The organism is Flagellimonas algarum, from assembly GCF_040513375.1.
GTDB lineage: Bacteria > Bacteroidota > Bacteroidia > Flavobacteriales > Flavobacteriaceae > Flagellimonas_B > Flagellimonas_B algarum.
Genome location: NZ_JBEVTG010000001.1, coordinates 171,368 through 188,250, shown reverse-complemented (window position 1 = coordinate 188,250; position 16,883 = coordinate 171,368). Strand labels below are relative to the sequence as shown.

At 47.7% G+C, this 16,883-nt stretch carries 13 protein-coding genes; 6 read left to right on the top strand and 7 right to left on the bottom strand.

Annotated features, from left to right (window positions below):
• Positions 1-5: 5 nt before the first annotated feature.
• From ABV409_RS00950 to ABV409_RS00940, 3 genes are all read right to left on the bottom strand, one after another.
• Positions 6-638: a bifunctional nuclease family protein gene (locus tag ABV409_RS00950; RefSeq protein ID WP_353875641.1), complete on the bottom strand. Its 633-nt coding sequence runs from the start codon at positions 636-638 to the stop codon at positions 6-8.
• 90 nt (positions 639-728) lie between these two features.
• Positions 729-1,697 (bottom strand): electron transfer flavoprotein subunit alpha/FixB family protein, encoded by a 969-nt coding sequence (locus tag ABV409_RS00945; RefSeq protein ID WP_353875639.1) that lies wholly within the window; start codon positions 1,695-1,697, stop codon positions 729-731.
• A gap of 10 nt (positions 1,698-1,707) precedes the next feature.
• Positions 1,708-2,454 carry an electron transfer flavoprotein subunit beta/FixA family protein gene (locus ABV409_RS00940; protein ID WP_353875637.1) on the bottom strand — a complete coding sequence of 249 codons (747 nt, stop codon included), beginning with the start codon at positions 2,452-2,454 and terminating at the stop codon, positions 1,708-1,710.
• Positions 2,455-2,633: 179 nt separating this feature from the next.
• Between ABV409_RS00940 and ABV409_RS00935 the strand changes: the two genes are divergently transcribed.
• The 4 genes from ABV409_RS00935 to ABV409_RS00920 all read left to right on the top strand — a co-directional run bounded on the left by ABV409_RS00935 (position 2,634) and on the right by ABV409_RS00920 (position 9,392).
• Positions 2,634-3,614, top strand: coding sequence for a pyruvate dehydrogenase complex E1 component subunit beta (locus ABV409_RS00935; protein WP_353875636.1), 981 nt, complete (start codon positions 2,634-2,636; stop codon positions 3,612-3,614).
• 166 nt (positions 3,615-3,780) lie between these two features.
• A complete protein-coding gene (locus tag ABV409_RS00930; RefSeq protein WP_353875635.1) occupies positions 3,781-6,276 on the top strand; it encodes a DUF5686 and carboxypeptidase-like regulatory domain-containing protein in 2,496 nt (831 codons plus the stop codon).
• Positions 6,277-6,349: 73 nt separating this feature from the next.
• A complete protein-coding gene (locus ABV409_RS00925) occupies positions 6,350-6,877 on the top strand; it encodes an inorganic diphosphatase (RefSeq protein WP_353875633.1) in 528 nt (175 codons plus the stop codon).
• A gap of 112 nt (positions 6,878-6,989) precedes the next feature.
• A complete protein-coding gene (locus ABV409_RS00920) occupies positions 6,990-9,392 on the top strand; it encodes a sodium-translocating pyrophosphatase (RefSeq protein ID WP_353875632.1) in 2,403 nt (800 codons plus the stop codon).
• Positions 9,393-9,453: 61 nt separating this feature from the next.
• Here the strand turns inward: ABV409_RS00920 and ABV409_RS00915 are convergent, their stop codons facing one another.
• The 4 genes from ABV409_RS00915 to ABV409_RS00900 form a co-directional block, all read right to left on the bottom strand.
• The gene (locus ABV409_RS00915; protein WP_353875630.1) at positions 9,454-10,158 is read right to left on the bottom strand and encodes an energy transducer TonB; all 705 of its coding nucleotides are present in this window, start codon (positions 10,156-10,158) and stop codon (positions 9,454-9,456) included.
• Positions 10,159-10,267: 109 nt separating this feature from the next.
• Positions 10,268-10,882: a deoxynucleoside kinase gene (locus tag ABV409_RS00910; protein WP_353875629.1), complete on the bottom strand. Its 615-nt coding sequence runs from the start codon at positions 10,880-10,882 to the stop codon at positions 10,268-10,270.
• A gap of 110 nt (positions 10,883-10,992) precedes the next feature.
• The gene (locus ABV409_RS00905; RefSeq protein ID WP_353875628.1) at positions 10,993-11,673 is read right to left on the bottom strand and encodes a response regulator transcription factor; all 681 of its coding nucleotides are present in this window, start codon (positions 11,671-11,673) and stop codon (positions 10,993-10,995) included.
• Positions 11,670-13,145 carry a sensor histidine kinase gene (locus ABV409_RS00900; protein ID WP_353875627.1) on the bottom strand — a complete coding sequence of 492 codons (1,476 nt, stop codon included), beginning with the start codon at positions 13,143-13,145 and terminating at the stop codon, positions 11,670-11,672. The genes ABV409_RS00905 and ABV409_RS00900 overlap by 4 nt, the downstream gene beginning before the upstream one ends.
• Positions 13,146-13,273: 128 nt before the next feature.
• Between ABV409_RS00900 and ABV409_RS00895 the strand changes: the two genes are divergently transcribed.
• The gene (locus tag ABV409_RS00895) at positions 13,274-14,110 is read left to right on the top strand and encodes a GLPGLI family protein (protein WP_353875625.1); all 837 of its coding nucleotides are present in this window, start codon (positions 13,274-13,276) and stop codon (positions 14,108-14,110) included.
• 37 nt (positions 14,111-14,147) lie between these two features.
• A complete protein-coding gene (locus ABV409_RS00890) occupies positions 14,148-16,835 on the top strand; it encodes a carboxypeptidase regulatory-like domain-containing protein (protein ID WP_353875624.1) in 2,688 nt (895 codons plus the stop codon).
• Positions 16,836-16,883: the final 48 nt, after the last annotated feature.

The following is a 16,883-nucleotide window of genomic DNA, read 5'->3' as shown; positions in this document are numbered from 1 at the left end:
GTTGGTTATTTCCTTTTTGAAATTTCGTCGCGGAGCTTAGCGGCCTTTTCGTAGTCTTCGTTGGCCACGGCCCTGTCGAGCTCTTTGTGTAGTTCTTCCAAGGTCATTTCGCGATATGCGTCACCCACCCCCGAATCGATTTCGACGGTTTCCCCTTCTTGTAGGATTTCGTCAACCACGATGCTGTCATCGTTGCCTTCGTCATCTTCATTTTCCTTCGACGAGAACTTTAAGAAAATCCCTGCCTTGTCCAAAATGGTTTTGTAGGTAAAAATAGGGGCGTCGAACCGTAAGGCCAAGGCGATGGCATCACTGGTCCTGGCATCGATGATCTCTTCGACTTTGTCACGTTCACAGATGACACTGGAATAGAAGACCCCATCGACCAATTTATGGATGATGACCTGTTTGACCACGATCTCGAAACGATCTGCGAAATTCTTGAACAGATCATGGGTCAACGGCCTTGGGGGTTTGATTTCCTTTTCGAGCGCGATGGCGATCGATTGGGCTTCGAAAGTTCCGATCACGATAGGAAGTTTACGGTCTCCTTCAACTTCATTCAAAATAAGGGCGTACGCACCGTTCTGCGTCTGACTGTAGGATATTCCCTTAATTTTCAACCGTACTAGACTCATAGCTATCCTCCTAAACAAAAAAAAAGCTGTTCAAATAAGTGGCTTCTCCCTTATTTGAACAGCCGCTTCAACGAAGCAAATTAACAAAAATTAAGCGTTCTCTGCTTTAAATTCCTTTAATTTTTCGATGAGTTTTGGGACGACTTCAAAGGCGTCTCCGACGATGCCGTAATCGGCCGCTTTGAAGAACGGAGCTTCCGGATCATTGTTGATCACCACTTTGGTTTTGGAGGCACTGACGCCTGCTAGGTGCTGTATGGCCCCTGAGATTCCAATGGCGATATAGAGGTTGCTGGCCACCGGTTTTCCGGTTTGCCCTACGTGCTCGCCGTGTGGTCTCCATCCCAAATCGGAAACTGGCTTCGAACAGGCCGTTGCCGCACCCAATACGTCGGCCAATTCTTCGACCATTCCCCAGTTTTCAGGACCCTTTAATCCACGGCCACCGGAAACCACCACATCGGCATCGGCGATGGTCGCCTTACCGACTACTTTATCGACTTCGACCGATTTCACACCGAAGTCATTGTCATTGATGTTCGCGGCAAAAGCCTCTACTGTTGTGTCGGTGGGGTTTTCCACGATGCCATAGGCATTGTTGGACAACCCGATGATCTTGCTGTCCGACCCGATTTCGGTTAGGGCGAATCCTTTGTTACTAAAGGCGGTACGCTTGACCACGAACGGAACCGTGCTTTCAGGGGTTCCGACCACATTAGGTACATAACCGGCATTTAATTTCGTCGCCAAAAGGCCGCTCAGGTATTTGCTGTCGGCACTTGAGCTGAGGATTACGATCTTGGCCCCTTCGGCTTCGGCCGCTTGGGCGATACAATTCGCATAAGCCTTGGCATTGAAGGTGTCCAATTTTCCATCGTTGATGCCCAATACCTTGTTGACCCCATAAGTGCCAAGGGCGGCATTGTCATCGGCATTGATGCTGACCGCTGTGACGGTCTCGCCAAGTGACGCCGCGATGGCATGGGCATAGGAGGCTACTTCGAAGGCATTCTTTTTGAATGCTCCTTTATCTGATTCTGTATATACTAATACTGACATGATGCTTTACTTAAATTACTTTGGCTTCTGAATGCAATAAATCGACCAATTCACCGACATTTTCGGCATCGACCAGTTTTACCGGCCCTTTGGCCGCTGGCTTTTCAAATGATTTGTCGGTGGTGGGATTTGGTGCATCCACGGGGTCTACGACGTTCAGGACTTTTTTTCGGGCCATCATGATGCCGCGCATGTTCGGGATACGCAGATCACTTTCCTCGACCAATCCTTTTTGTCCGCCGATAACCAAGGGCAGGGCCGTACTTATTTTTTCCTTGCCTCCGTCGATTTCGCGTTCGGCGGTTGCCGTGGTCCCATCGATCTCAAGACCGATGCAGGTGTTGACGAAGTTCATATCCAACAAGGAGGCGATCATTCCGGGTACCATACCACCATTGTAGTCGATGGACTCCCTGCCGGCGATTACGAGATCATACCCACCGTTTTTGATGACTTCGGCCAATTGTCGGGCCACATAAAACCCATCTTTGGCTTCGGCATTGATCCGAATCGCCTCATCGGCCCCGATGGCCAAGGCTTTGCGCATGGTCGGTTCTACCGAGGCGTCGCCTACGGTGGCCACATGAACGGCGGCTCCTTGTTTTTCTTTGAACCACATGGCGCGGGTCAACCCGAATTCGTCATTCGGATTGATGACGAACTGAACCCCATTGGTATCGAATTTGGTATCTCCCTCGGTGAAGTTTATCTTTGAGGTAGTATCCGGTACGTTGCTGATGCAAACTAAAATCTTCATAGGATGCGTTAATTTTTTCCAGGTGTAAAGATAGCCAATAATTCCCAAATTTATTATGCATGCATAATAAATTTTTGTTGTTTTTTCGAAATTTAAGGGGAATCATTTCCTATATAATTTCCTATTTTTGCTTGCATTTTTGCATGAGCGCGATTGATTAACCAGCTCCGAAAACAACTATGAAGACACTACAATTCAGAGAGGCCGTTTGTGAGGCCATGTCAGAAGAAATGAGACGCGACGATTCCATTTACCTTATGGGGGAGGAAGTCGCCGAATATAACGGTGCCTATAAAGCGTCAAAAGGGATGTTGGATGAGTTCGGTCCGGATCGGGTGTTGGATACCCCCATTTCCGAATTGGGTTTCGCGGGAATAGGTGTCGGTTCGGCCATGAACGGCAATCGACCGATCATCGAATTCATGACCTTTAACTTTTCATTGGTCGGTATCGACCAGATCATCAATAATGCCGCCAAGATCCGTCAAATGTCAGCTGGGCAGTTCAATTGCCCGATCGTTTTCCGGGGACCGACCGCTTCGGCAGGTCAGCTGGCCGCCACCCACTCGCAAGCTTTCGAGAGCTGGTATGCCAATTGTCCTGGTTTGAAAGTCGTGGTTCCTTCGAACCCGGCCGATGCGAAAGGCTTATTGAAGGCTGCCATCCGCGATGATGACCCGGTGATTTTCATGGAGTCGGAGCAGATGTACGGTGATAAAGGGGAAGTACCTGAGGGCGAATATACCATTCCACTAGGGGTGGCCGATATCAAACGTGCGGGAACCGATGTGACTTTGGTATCTTTCGGAAAAATCATCAAAGAGGCGTACAAGGCCGCCGATGAATTGGCCAAAGAAGGCATCAGCGTCGAAATCATCGATTTGCGTACCGTACGCCCGATGGATTATGATGCCATCATCGCTTCAGTCAAGAAGACGAACCGCTTGGTCATTCTTGAAGAGGCATGGCCATTTGGAAACGTCGCGACTGAAATCATCTACCACGTGCAAGATCAGGCATTCGATTATTTGGATGCCCCGGTGGTTAAACTCAATACAGCGGATACGCCGGCACCATATTCACCCGTGCTTCTGGCCGAATGGTTGCCCAACCATCAAGATGTGATCAAGGCTGTTAAGAAAGTGTTATATCGCGAGTAGCAACGAATTTGTATTCTATCTTCGCCTCGTTGATTCGATCAACGAGGTTTTTTTTTGCTTTAGAAATAAAAGGGAATAGTTTTTGATAAAAAGTTACTTCGAAACCAAAATGACCAAATAGCACCCAATCGGAACACACGGTTGGGTTTGCCAGATCTTGCAGCACATGAAAAAGAACCTATTCCTGTTTTTTTCATTACTATCCTTTGTCGTTTTTTCACAAACCAAAGTCGGGGGCATCGTTAAAGATGGTTCCGGAACACCCATCGCATTTGCCAATATCGTGTTCAAAGGGTCAACCGAAGGAACGATCACCAACGATAACGGTCGCTTTTATTTTGAATCGGAGGCCACGTATGACACCATCGTAGTATCCTTTATCGGTTTTGAAACCATGGAGTTGCGGCTCGAACGCAAGGTGAACTATGGCCTGGAGTTGGTTTTGACCGAATCGACCGAGCAACTTGATGAAGTGGTGGTCTACACTGGGAAGCAATCAAAAAAGAACAATCCGGCCATCGACATCCTAAGAAAGATCTGGGCCAAGAAACGTGAGAACGGGGTGCGCAAGTTCAAAAGTTATCAATACGATAAATATGAGAAGGTCGAATTCGATCTGAATACCATTGACAGTGCCTTGATCAAAAGCAAATTGTTCAGGGGATTGGAATTCATGTTCGCCGACCTCGACACTTCGCGGATTACCGGAAAAACCTATTTGCCCATGTTTTTGAACGAGGTGTTTTCAAAGGTCTATGGCGACAACCGTCTCGAACTCGAAAAGGAGGATGTTTTGGGCAATAAAAACTCGGGTTTCGGCGGCAACCAGGCCATCACGGCCTTTGTGGAGGACCTCTATTCGGATTATGACATTTATGATAACTACCTGAAGTTTTTCGATAAAAGTTTTACCAGTCCCCTTTCGAAAACAGGGATCGACACCTATAATTATGTCTTGTCTGACAGTACCTACATTGACGATAAATGGTGTTACAACATCATCTACTACCCCAGGCGAAAGAACGAGCTGACCTTCAAAGGTGATTTTTGGGTCAATGACACCACTTTCGCGGTCAAGAACATCAACATGCAAGTGACCAAGAGTGCCAACATCAACTGGGTGAAGGAAATCTATATCGAGCAGGACTTCGATGTGGTCAACGATTCGGTCTTTCTATTGAAGCGGGATTATATGTTGAGTGATTTCGCCTTTTCGAAAAAGGAAAAATCAAGGGGGGTGTATGGCAAGCGAACCACGGTCTATGACAATTACCAATTCGATCGTGACCGCCCAGAGGCCTTTTATAAATCGAAATCAGATCCCTATGATCCCCGGGTCTTCGCCCAAGACAGTACCTTTTGGAAGAACGCTCGATTGGAACGCCTCAACGAAGACGAATCGGGTATTTTCAAGTTGCTCGATACCCTGCAGACCGTTCCGAAGTTCCGCACCTACTATGATATCGTGAGCATCTTGGGGTCGGGCTATGTCGAAATCGACAAATGGAATATCGATATCGGTGATATTTACAGTACGTTCGGCTTTAACGATGCCGAGGGCATAAGGCTACGGGGTGGGGCCCGCACCTATTTCGGTCAAAACGATACCTGGCGGCTTGAGGGCTATATGGCCTATGGTTTTGAGGATAAAAAATTCAAACACGGTTTTTCGGGCAAGTTCTTGCTGGATCGTAAATCACGATTAATCCTTTCGGGGGGTAACCGTCGCGATATTGAACAACTCGGATTGAGTTTGACCAGTACAACCGATGTTTTAGGGCGTAGTATTGCCTCTTCGGGCTTGGTTACGGTGGGCAACAACAACCGGCTGAGTAATATCAACCTTTCGGTCTTGGCCATGGAGGTCGAACCGGTGCGTAACCTTAGATTTCGGGTCGGTGGGGCATTTAGGACCCTCAGTTCGGCCCTGCCCAATGATTTTAGTTTGGATTATCTCGACCCCGAATCACCGACGGGTATCGCCAGCGAAATCAAGCAGTTCGATATCAATACCACCTTGATCTACACCCCGGGAAAACGAACGATCGGTTACGGTGTCGAACGGGCCAGTATCAATGACAACCACAGTACACTGGTGTTGAACTATACCAAGGGGCTGGAGGGCTTTCTTGAGAGTGATTTCGAATACGAGCGATTGCAATTCTCCTATACGCAACCCTGGCAGTTGGGTGGTTTCGGGCGTTTGACCAGTACGGTGGAGTTGGGGAAGACCTTTGGTGAAGTGCCCTTGGGCCTGTTGAGCGTGATACCGGGCAACCAAACGGTATTCTCCTTATACAATACGTTTCCGAACCTTGATTTTTATGAGTTCGTGACCGATACCTATGCGACCCTTCATTTGGAACATAATTTCAATGGGCGCTTGTTTTCGCGCATCCCGTTTCTTCGCAAATTGAACCTGAGGGAAATCGTGGGTATCCGCGGGGCTTGGGGGCAATTATCGGATGAAAACATTTTGTTGAGTTCTCCGACCAACATCCCCTTGCAGGCCCCAGACGATGAAATTTATTGGGAGTATTCGTTCGGCGTGGGCAACATCTTCAAAATTTTCAGGGTCGATTTTAACTTTAGGGGCAATTACCTCGATAACCCGGATGCCAGGGCCTTTGGGATTACCGGTACCTTTGGCTTTAACTTTTAAGCTTGCACCCGCCATACTAAACCACCGATTTTAGAGTTATTAATTGTAAGAAAAAACTTATAATACAATAGCTATGAATGGCGAAGAAATTACCTCTTTCGATGTGTTGATCGAAATTCCCAAAGGGAGTCGTAACAAATATGAGTACGATTTCGATTTGAAAAAGATCCGATACGACCGCATGATATTCTCTTCGATGATGTACCCGGCTGATTACGGATTCATTCCGGAAACCTTGGCGTTGGATGGGGATCCGTTGGATGCCTTGGTCTTGGTGACCGAGCCCACTTTTCCGGGTTGTGTCATGGAAGTCAAGCCGATCGGTGTGTTCCATATGACCGATGAAAAAGGTCCGGATGAAAAGATCATTTGCGTTCCGGTCTCCGATCCGGTTTGGAACAAGGTCAACGACCTTGAAGAGCTCAATACGCACCTCATCAAAGAAATCGAGCACTTTTTCAAGGTGTACAAGGACCTGGAACGAAAGAAGGTGGATGTCGGTGGTTTCGGTAATCTTGAAGAAGCCAAGGAAACGGTCTTGACCAGTTTGGAACGTTATGAGAAAAGCAAGGTCACTTTTGAGGAATTGAGTTTGAAATAACGGTTTCCATCCTACCGATTTTATAGGGATTAGTTGGGTTTTTTGCTTTTTTTATTAGGTGGTATTTTACTACTTTTGCTGCCACTAAAAAAAACCTATTAAACTAGTACTTATGGAATTAATCGTAAAGTTTCTGCCCGCTTTCGGTGTTTTGGGCTTGTTGTACGTTCTTGTGAAGAACGTCTGGGTCGCAAAGCAGGAAGTCGGTGATGACAAGATGGCGCGTATCGCCAAGAACATCGCTGATGGGGCCATGTCGTTCTTGAAGGCAGAATACAAAATATTGGCAATTTTCGTTGCCGCTGTTGCGGTATTGCTTGTCTTTAAAGGGGAATCCGAAGAAGGATCGAACTGGATGGTTGCCGTATCCTTCATCGTTGGGGCGATCTGCTCCGCCTTGGCCGGATTTATCGGAATGAAAGTCGCCACAAAAGCCAACGTCCGTACGACCAATGCCGCCCGAACCTCTTTGGGGAAAGCCCTTGAAGTAGCTTTCGCCGGTGGTGCCGTTATGGGATTGGGAGTTGTCGGACTCGGGGTATTAGGCTTGAGCGGACTCTTTATGATCTACAGTGGTCAAGGTTGGGAATTGGCCGAAGTACTTAACGTATTATCCGGTTTCTCTCTAGGAGCCTCATCCATTGCCCTTTTCGCCCGTGTCGGTGGAGGGATTTATACTAAAGCTGCTGACGTAGGGGCCGACTTGGTCGGTAAGGTTGAAGCGGGTATCCCTGAGGACCACCCATTGAACCCTGCGACCATTGCCGATAACGTTGGTGACAATGTAGGTGACGTAGCCGGTATGGGGGCCGACCTTTTCGAATCGTATGTTGGTTCGATTATCGGAACCATGGTATTGGGTGCCGTTTTTGCCACCCTTCCTGAATTCCAAGGTGCGTTTGACGGATTGGGCGCCGTGTATTTGCCCATGACCCTTGCCGCAGCAGGGATCGTCATGTCGATTATCGGAACCTTCTTCGTTCGTGTGAAGGATGGAGGAAACCCACAGACCGCGTTGAACATCGGTGAATTCGGTTCTGCCGCGCTGATGTTGGTCGTTTCTTATTTCTTGATCAATGGAATGTTACCCGAAGCCTGGGAAGAAGGTGGTAAGGCCTACACTGCAATGGGTGTTTTCTGGGCTACCATCGCTGGTTTGGTCGCCGGATTGGCTGTGGGTAAAGTAACCGAATATTATACAGGTACAGGTACCAAGCCTGTCAATAGCATCGTGCGTCAGTCAGAGACTGGATCGGCCACGAACATCATCGCCGGTCTTGGGGTCGGAATGATGTCTACGGCCATTCCGATCATCTTGATCGCTGCCGCAATTTTGGTCTCACACCACTTCGCCGGTTTGTACGGTATCGCTATCGCTGCGGTAGGGATGTTGGCCAACACCGGTATCCAATTGGCCGTAGATGCTTACGGACCGATTTCTGACAATGCCGGTGGTATTGCCGAAATGGCCGAGCTGCCAAGTGAAGTTCGTGAGCGTACCGATAAGTTGGATGCCGTGGGGAACACCACCGCCGCTATCGGTAAAGGATTCGCGATCGCCTCAGCGGCCTTGACCGCTTTGGCCTTGTTCGCAGCTTATATGAAGACAGCCGGTGTTACGTCAATCGACGTATCCCGTCCTGATATCATGGCCGGGTTGTTGATCGGTGGTATGCTACCTTTCGTTTTTTCCGCCTTGTCGATGAACGCCGTTGGGCGTGCTGCAATGGCGATGATCGAAGAAGTACGTCGCCAATTCCGTGATATTCCTGCTTTGAAAGCCGCTTTGGAAGTCATGGTAAAATACGATTCAGACATCTCAAAAGCTTCTGCCGAAGACCGTAAGATCTTCGATGCTGCCGATGGGGTTGCCGAATATGATAAGTGTGTGGCGATTTCGACCCAAGCTTCCATCAAGGAAATGGTATTGCCCGGTTTGTTGGCTATCGCCGTTCCTGTGGCCGTTGGTTTCATTGGAGGCGCTGAAATGCTAGGAGGCTTGTTGGCCGGTGTGACCACCGCCGGGGTCTTGATGGCGATTTTCCAATCGAATGCCGGTGGTGCTTGGGACAATGCCAAGAAAACCATCGAAAGCGAAGGCCGTAAAGGTTCTGATGCACATAAAGCTGCTGTTGTCGGTGATACCGTTGGAGATCCTTTCAAGGATACTTCAGGGCCTTCATTGAACATCTTGTTGAAATTGATGTCGGTCGTTGCCTTGGTCATCGCCCCAAGTTTGGTAAGCGTTGCCCCTGCAGATGAAGTGAGCATGTTGAAAGAAGACGGTACCAAGATCACCATCACCACCGATGGAATGAAGGAGACCAAAGCTGTCGAAAAGCAAGTCCGTGTTGAAATGAGCAACACCGAAGACGGTGCTTTCAAAGCCGTAGTCACTACCGTATCGGAGATCAACGGGGAAGCCCAGACCGAAGTGAAGGAATTCACAGGGGCTACCAAAGAAGAAGTAAAGGAAAAGGTCGAGGCCTTTACCAAAGATATCAGTATTGAATAAATGGCTAATTCAAATACCTGAGTTAAAAACCACGCCTAGGCGTGGTTTTTTTTTTGCCCTGCTATTGCAAAACGAAAGTAATCGGAATCGCAAAGGGTACTTTGACAGGGGTACCTCTTTGTTTGCCCGGGGTCATCTGGGGTAATTTCGAAATGATGCGAGCGGCTTCGTCCTCCAAAACCTGATGCGGACCACGTAGCTTGATTTCACCGATCTGTCCATCTTTTAGGATGGCGAATTGGACGAATACCTTGCCTTGCATGCCCATTTCCTGCGCTGGGTCGGGATAACGGAATACTTTTCTGATGTGTTTTTGCATCTGTTCTTGAAAGCAGGCACGCTTATCCGATGCGTTCTCACAACCCGGAAAGACCGGGGCATCTTCGACGGTTACCCAGGTCACGGTCGGGTTTTCTTCGACAGCCTCGAAATCGACCTCTTTCATAGGAAGGATCTCGGTGTCTTGATCAGGTTCATTCGACTCAATGACCGTTTCAACGACCTGCTCATCGTCTTCCTTGATATCGAAACTGGCAGGCACCAATATTTTGGGCGGTGGCGGCGGGGGTGGTTGGATCAACGTAACGGGTGGAATTTCATCCAAGGACTCGATTTCATCCAATTCCGGGAAGAAGGCCAGATCCGGTTCGAACGTCTTCCATTCCAAAGCCAGGTAACTTAGGGCCAACACTAAGGTGAGCCCCATGACGAAGTAAAGCCCTGAGTTTTTTTCAAGACGGTGTTTCGGGTGTTTTTTGTTTTCCATAATCCTACGATTTAAGTTAGATTATGAAATTAGGGTCCTCCCGCTGTCCTTGCCAGTAGCAATTAGGGAACGGTAGCCTTCAATGAGTTAGTGGAACGGAATCTTTGATTTAAAACAGCCCGTGGATCTCGGCGTCTATTTTATTGATGACCTCGCCCAGATCTTCCGGTTCGTCGACGAAATTGATGTTATCGACATCGATGACCAATAATTTCCCTTTTTCATAGGTATTGACCCAAGCCTCATAGCGCTCGTTCAATCTGCTGAGGTAGTCGATCGAAATGCTGTTTTCATAATCGCGGCCGCGCTTGTGGATCTGGTTGACCAGGTTCGGGATCGAGCTTCGAAGGTAGATGAGCAAATCTGGGGGTTGTACCAAGGTTTCCATCAATTCGAACAAGCTCTTGTAGTTTTCGAAATCCCGATTGGTCATCAAACCCATGGCATGTAAATTGGGTGCGAAAATGTGGGCATCCTCATAAATGGTCCGGTCTTGAATGACGTTCTTACCGCTTTCACGGATCTTTAGGATTTGCCGGTACCTGCTGTTCAAAAAGTAGATCTGTAAATTAAAACTCCATCGCTCCATCTGGGTGTAAAAATCATCCAAATACGGATTATCGACCACATCCTCAAAGTGGGCTTCCCATTTGTAGTGTTTTGAAAGTAAAGTGGTTAAAGTGGTTTTTCCTGCTCCGATATTTCCGGCAACGGCGATGTGCATAATGCGATTGGTTATTACAGAATTCGACTTCGGGTTGGTTCAAGTCGGTCCTTGCAATATACAACGAATAATGGGTTTGCTGAAAATTCCCCCTTAATATTCGACCAGGGTCAGCAAATCAACTTATAGCCATATCCTCGGACGTTCAGGATTTGGATTTGACCGTCTTTTTTGAGTTTTTTCCGCAACTTGGTGATGAAGACGTCCATGCTTCGTGCATTGAAGAAATCGTCATCTCCCCATAGCCGTTTCAAAATGGTCGAACGATCGAGGATCTCATTGCGTTGTTCGGTCAAGTGGAACAACAATTCGGCCTCACGATGGGTCAATGGAATAATCTCCTCATCCCAAAGCAACTGTTGTTTGATATAATTGAAGCGAAAGCGCCCGATAGGGATCTCTTCCTTCGACTGGGTTTGTCGAGCCCTACCAAGTACGTTCTTGATCCGTACGATGAGCTCTTCCATGCTAAAGGGCTTTTTCAGATAGTCATTACCGCCTAGCTCAAAACCTTCGACCACATCCTTGGCTTGCGATTTGGCGGTCAAAAAAATGATGGGGATGTGCTTGTCCTGTTTTCGGATGCGTTCGGCAAGTGCAAACCCGTCAAGTTTCGGCATCATCACATCGAGGACCAGCAGTTCCGGTTTTTCAGCCTTGTAGACCTGCATCGCCTGTGCTCCATCCTCACATAGCAACACTTCGAAATCGCGGGTTTCCAAACTTTCCTTCACGATCATTCCCAGAGCGGGTTCGTCTTCGGCCAATAAGATTTTTATGGGTCGGTTCATAAGGTCACTTTAAAGATCGTGTGGTTCTTGTTCGGTACCAACTCCAATTCGCCGTTGTGCTTGTTGATAATTTTTTTAGAGTAGAACAACCCGATGCCGAATCCTTTCACATCGTGGCGGTTGCCCGTAGGAACACGGTAGAATTTCTCGAAGATCTTTTCACGCTGCGCTGCATCGATCGGGGTACCGTTGTCAGCGATGCTGATCTCGATGCCGTCCAAAACCGCATTGATATTCACTTCGATTTGATCCCCACCATATTTGATGGCGTTGTCGATCAAGTTCGCTATGGCGTTCTCAAAGTGGAACATGTCGATTTCACAATCCAATTCCGATACATTGGTGCTGAACAGCAGTTCTTTTTCGGGGGTGATCATGCGGTATTTGCCCACCAGTTGGGTAATCAACTGCACCAAGTCGGCCGTTTCTTTATTGAGTAGCAGCTTGTCATTATCCAAGGTGGCCGTTTCCAAGAGTTTTTCGACCATTTGATGTAGTTTTTGCAATTGTTGGTTCGATATGTCAAGGTACTTTTCGGTTTTGGATGGGTCATTGGCACTGTTGAAATTCTTGATGCCTTCGATCGCGGTCGATACAGTGGCGATAGGGGTCTTGAACTCATGGGTAATATTGCTGATCAAATCGTTTTTGATCTCTGCCAACTGTTTTTGTTTTTGGATGATGTGCAATAGGAAGAAGAGGCTTCCGATGATCAAGGCCGAGAGCAAGACCGACAAGGAAATACCGGTCAGACTGCGCTTCAGTACGGCCAATGTCGGATTATTGAACCGCAATTGCAAAGTCTCATCATTCGGAAGATAGGTCGATTTCGATAGGGTCGATAAGGCCAATTTTTTACCAGGCTCCCGTTCTTTCCATTGGTAGATGCTGTCTTCGGTGGTATGGGTAAAGGAATACAGGATATTGATGTTTTTCCGATTGAGTTCACTTTGGAAATGTCCTTCGAGTTTCGGAAAATCCAAGGTGTCACGGGCAATCGAAATAATGATCTTGTTCGCCAGACCTTGTATATCACGTATGCTGTCTGCAGCTTGCCCGCGAAAAACCGATACGGCCGAGATATTGCCCAGACTATCAACGGTTACCCCCGATGAGGAATCGAGAAGTTGGGTGAAGCCACTGGGTCGTCTGCCCATGGTGATGGAGTCGCGTTGAAACTCAAGGAAAATCGAATCGATGCTGTTGCCCTCGATTCTCGATAAAATGTTGCCCGCCCGCTCAGGAAAGGTATTTCCCGAATCGGAAAGATCGACGAAGGCCATCACATCGGTCTTGGCAATTTCAGCGAAATAGGCCTCGATCCCATTGTCTAGGCTGGTCTGCACTTCGTTGATCAGCTGCTGCTTGTTGACTTGGTAGTGCTGAATGTTCCAATAGACCTGGATCGCTATGGTGATGGCTATGGTGATGCCGATCAAATACGCTAATCTGTTGAATCTGTTCTGTTTCACATTTCAAATGTACTTACAATTAACGGTCAGGCTTCTTACGGTTAACACACGTTAACGTTGGTTAACCCTTTTCCGACAATGCTTCGTCCAAATTTGCAGCATAGCAACGAACAAAAAACAGCGCAATCATGAAAAATTTCCGAATGACCCTACTATTGTTGGCCCTGGGGATGGGCATTTCCACAACCGCCCAAGAATTCACGGGGATCGCAACCTACAAGTCAGCATCGAAAATGTCGATCACCATGGATAGCTCAAAAGTATCCGCAGGAGAACAAGAATTATTGAACCAACGGTTGATGAAGGCCATGCAAAAAGAGTATGATCTGGTGTTCAACGCCACCGAATCGAATTGGAAGGAAGTTGAAAAACTGGACAATGCCGGTGCTGGAGGAGGCGTCGAGATCGTGATGATCGGCTCGGGTGGCGGAAACGGTCTCTTGTATAAGAACACCAAAACCAAGAATTCGGTCGAATCGACCGACGGGTTCGGAAAGCTGTTCCTGGTTTCCGGCGCCTTGCAACCCTATGAATGGCAAATGACCGCAGAGACCAAACAAATTGGAAGGTATACTTGTTACAAGGCGATAGCTGAAAGGGAAATCACCCAGATCAGTGTCTCTGAAGTCAATGGTGAAAAAGAGGAAAAGGAAGAAACCAAGACCCAGACCATCACGGCTTGGTATACCCTCGAAATTCCAGTAAACCATGGTCCTGACGACTATTGGGGGCTGCCGGGGCTCATCATGGAAGTCAGCAATGGCGGCCGCGTACTCGTCTGCAGCAAAGTGGTGTTGAACCCCAAGGATGCCGTTGCCATCGAAATCCCCGATAAGGGCAAGAAAGTGACCGCCGAGGAATACGAGGAAATCATGAAGGAGCAGGTTGAAAAAATGAACAAGATGTACGGTGGCGGTAAGCGCAAAGGCCAAGGGGCGAATATCGAAATCAAAATTGGCGGCTAATCACCGCAGCACATTTCCAAACAGTTAATATCAAAAAATGAACAGAAGTGTTTCAATGCTCATCAATGGGGCCGCAGTCTTGTTTTGCCTAGTTCTCAACGCCCAAAGCGTCACCTTGACCGGTAAGGTAACCGACTCGACAGACGCCCCATTGGAGCTTGCCAATGTCATTGCCCTGAACAAGAACACCAACGCCATGGCTTCGTATGGCATCACCGATAACGAAGGTCGGTACCAACTGCGATTGAAAAAGGATTCACTCTACACCATCCGGGCCAGTTATTTGGGATACGAGACCTTTGAAACGGAATTCAAGGCCGAATCCGACCAAGTCAAGAACCTGGTTTTAAAAGGTGCGCCCAATCAATTGGAAGGGGTCGAATTGGTCGAGGAATTCCCCGTGACCGTTTCAGGGGATACCATTACCTACAACGCCGATTCGTTCACGACCGGAAAAGAGAAGAAACTGGAAAACGTTTTGGAAGAACTGCCTGGCTTTGAGATCACTGATGAAGGAGAGGTCAAAGTACAAGGCAAGAAGGTCGAGAAAGTGTTGGTCGAAGGCAAGGAATTCTTCGATGGGGACACCAAAATGGCCACTAAGAACATTCCCGCCAACGCAGTCGATAAAGTACAGGTGCTGCGTGACTTCAATGAAGTAGGGCCGATGCAAGGGGTGAACGATAGCGATGCCTTGGCTTTGAACATCAAATTGAAAGACGGCAAGAAAAACCTATGGTTCGGTGATGTCACCGTCGGTGCCGGACCCGATGGCCGGTATTTGGCCCATCCGAACCTATTTTATTATTCGCCGAAGACCAGCTTCAATTTCATCGGTGATTTGAACAATATCGGGGAACAAGCCTTTACTTTACAGGATTATTTCCGCTTTAATGGCGGATTGGCAGGTCTAGGTCGTCGTTCGGGATCTTCGTTAAACCTTTCACAAGACGATATCGGATTGTCGCTATTGCAGAACAATAGGGCACGCAATATCGAGACCCAGTTAGCGGCCTTGAACTTCAATCATAGCCCGAATAAAAAGTGGAAGCTTTCGGGCTTTGGCATTTTCTCAGACATAGATACCGACATCTCTAGCGTGTCAAACCGGACCTACATCCGTGAAACGGGTGATAATCAAGAGACCCTGGCTTCTGGGACCCTTCAAAAAAATACGGCTACTTTGCTCAAACTCTCATCGACCTTCGCCCCTAATGCGAGATGGTATTTCGATTATGATGGATTCTTGAAAAATGCCCGTATCGAAGACGATCGAAATTTGTTGTCTGAATTCGACACCTTCAGCAATACCATTGCTTCCAATGACTTGCGTAGGCCCTTTTCGATCGAACAGACCTTAAGCGCTTTTTTTGCGAAGAACGAAAAGAACGTGTTTTCGCTAGAGACCAATTATTTATATAAAGAGCAACGCCCTGATTTCGATCTGAACGCGACCCAGCAACCCTTTGTGGGGACGATTCCCCTGCAACCGGATACCACGTTCAGACTGTTTCAAGAACAGCGTACCGTAACCAATAAGTTGGATGCCGAAGTCAACTATTATCGGGTCTTGAACAATACCAACCATTTGAATTTCAAATGGGGTACCTCGTTGAATGGCCAGCGTATGCGTTCTTCCTTGGCCCAACGCTTTAGTGACGGCTCTGAAACGACTTTCGACACCCCGCAATTCGGAAACCAGGCCCGGTTTGATTTCTGGGACGTCTATATGGGGGTTTCCTATCGTGCCAAATTGGGGAAATTGACCTTGAGCCCCGGCATGAATTTCCACATTTACGATACCGAAAACACCCAGTTTGAAGAAACCGTAAATCTGGATAAGACCCTTTGGTTGCCACAATTGCGTGCCAAATACGAGTTCAACAACACCCAAAGCCTTCGCTTCGATTACAGCGTGCAGGCCGAGTTCGCCGATATCCGAAACCTGGCCCAAGCCACCTTACTTTCAGGCTATAACGGTCTGTTCGCCGGAAATCCGGAATTGCGCAATGCCTGGTACCATAACCTGAGCCTGAACTATTTCAACTTCAGTATGTTCAGTTTTACCAATATCAATGGCGGGTTTACCTATGAAAAACGCTATCAGGCCATAACCAATACCTTGCGATTTGTCGGTTTGGACCGTGAAGCTACCCCGATCAATATCGACGACCCGAACGAAACCTTTTCGGTATTTGGCAATTATGAACGTCGTTTTCCCTTTTGGAAAGGAAAGTTCGAGGCAAACCTTCGGTATGCGAAATTCAATAACCTGATCGACGACCAGCCCAACTTCAACCGATCGTTGACCCAGAATTATAAATTGGCCTTGGAGACCCGGTTCAAAGAAGCCCCGAATGTCGAGATCGGATTCGAAAAAATATGGAACGACTACGAAACCGTGGCAATCGATAACCGCTTCGTGACCAACCGACCTTTTGCCAATATGGAAGCCTACTTTTTAAAGCACTTTGCCTTCACGATCGATTACCAATACAATGAATACAAGAACCGGGCCGGTGGGGTGAGCAGTTACTATGATTTTTTGAATGCCGCACTTTATTTCGAAAAAGAGGACAGTCCTTGGGAAATCAAGTTGTCGGGCCTGAACCTTCTGAATACCGGCTCGATCCGCCAAGACGCCTTTAGCGAAAACTTGATCAGTACCTATGAGTACTTTGTACAACCGCGGTATTTCATGCTCAGTGTCAAATATTCGCTTTGATTTTTGTGAAACCGATAAGAAAAAGATTTCCTATTTTTGGCATCCGAT

Excerpts from the sequence above, each read along its gene's own strand:
- ABV409_RS00905 (WP_353875628.1), bottom strand. The coding sequence starts at position 11,673 with ATGAACCGACCCATAAAAATCTTATTGGCCGAAGACGAACCCGCTCTG.
- ABV409_RS00915 (WP_353875630.1), bottom strand. The coding sequence starts at position 10,158 with ATGGAAAACAAAAAACACCCGAAACACCGTCTTGAAAAAAACTCAGGG.
- ABV409_RS00945 (WP_353875639.1), bottom strand. The coding sequence starts at position 1,697 with ATGTCAGTATTAGTATATACAGAATCAGATAAAGGAGCATTCAAAAAG.
- ABV409_RS00895 (WP_353875625.1), top strand. The coding sequence starts at position 13,274 with ATGAAAAATTTCCGAATGACCCTACTATTGTTGGCCCTGGGGATGGGC.
- ABV409_RS00890 (WP_353875624.1), top strand. The coding sequence starts at position 14,148 with ATGAACAGAAGTGTTTCAATGCTCATCAATGGGGCCGCAGTCTTGTTT.
- ABV409_RS00925 (WP_353875633.1), top strand. The coding sequence starts at position 6,350 with ATGAATGGCGAAGAAATTACCTCTTTCGATGTGTTGATCGAAATTCCC.
- ABV409_RS00930 (WP_353875635.1), top strand. The coding sequence starts at position 3,781 with ATGAAAAAGAACCTATTCCTGTTTTTTTCATTACTATCCTTTGTCGTT.
- ABV409_RS00935 (WP_353875636.1), top strand. The coding sequence starts at position 2,634 with ATGAAGACACTACAATTCAGAGAGGCCGTTTGTGAGGCCATGTCAGAA.
- ABV409_RS00910 (WP_353875629.1), bottom strand. The coding sequence starts at position 10,882 with ATGCACATCGCCGTTGCCGGAAATATCGGAGCAGGAAAAACCACTTTA.
- ABV409_RS00950 (WP_353875641.1), bottom strand. The coding sequence starts at position 638 with ATGAGTCTAGTACGGTTGAAAATTAAGGGAATATCCTACAGTCAGACG.
- ABV409_RS00940 (WP_353875637.1), bottom strand. The coding sequence starts at position 2,454 with ATGAAGATTTTAGTTTGCATCAGCAACGTACCGGATACTACCTCAAAG.
- ABV409_RS00920 (WP_353875632.1), top strand. The coding sequence starts at position 6,990 with ATGGAATTAATCGTAAAGTTTCTGCCCGCTTTCGGTGTTTTGGGCTTG.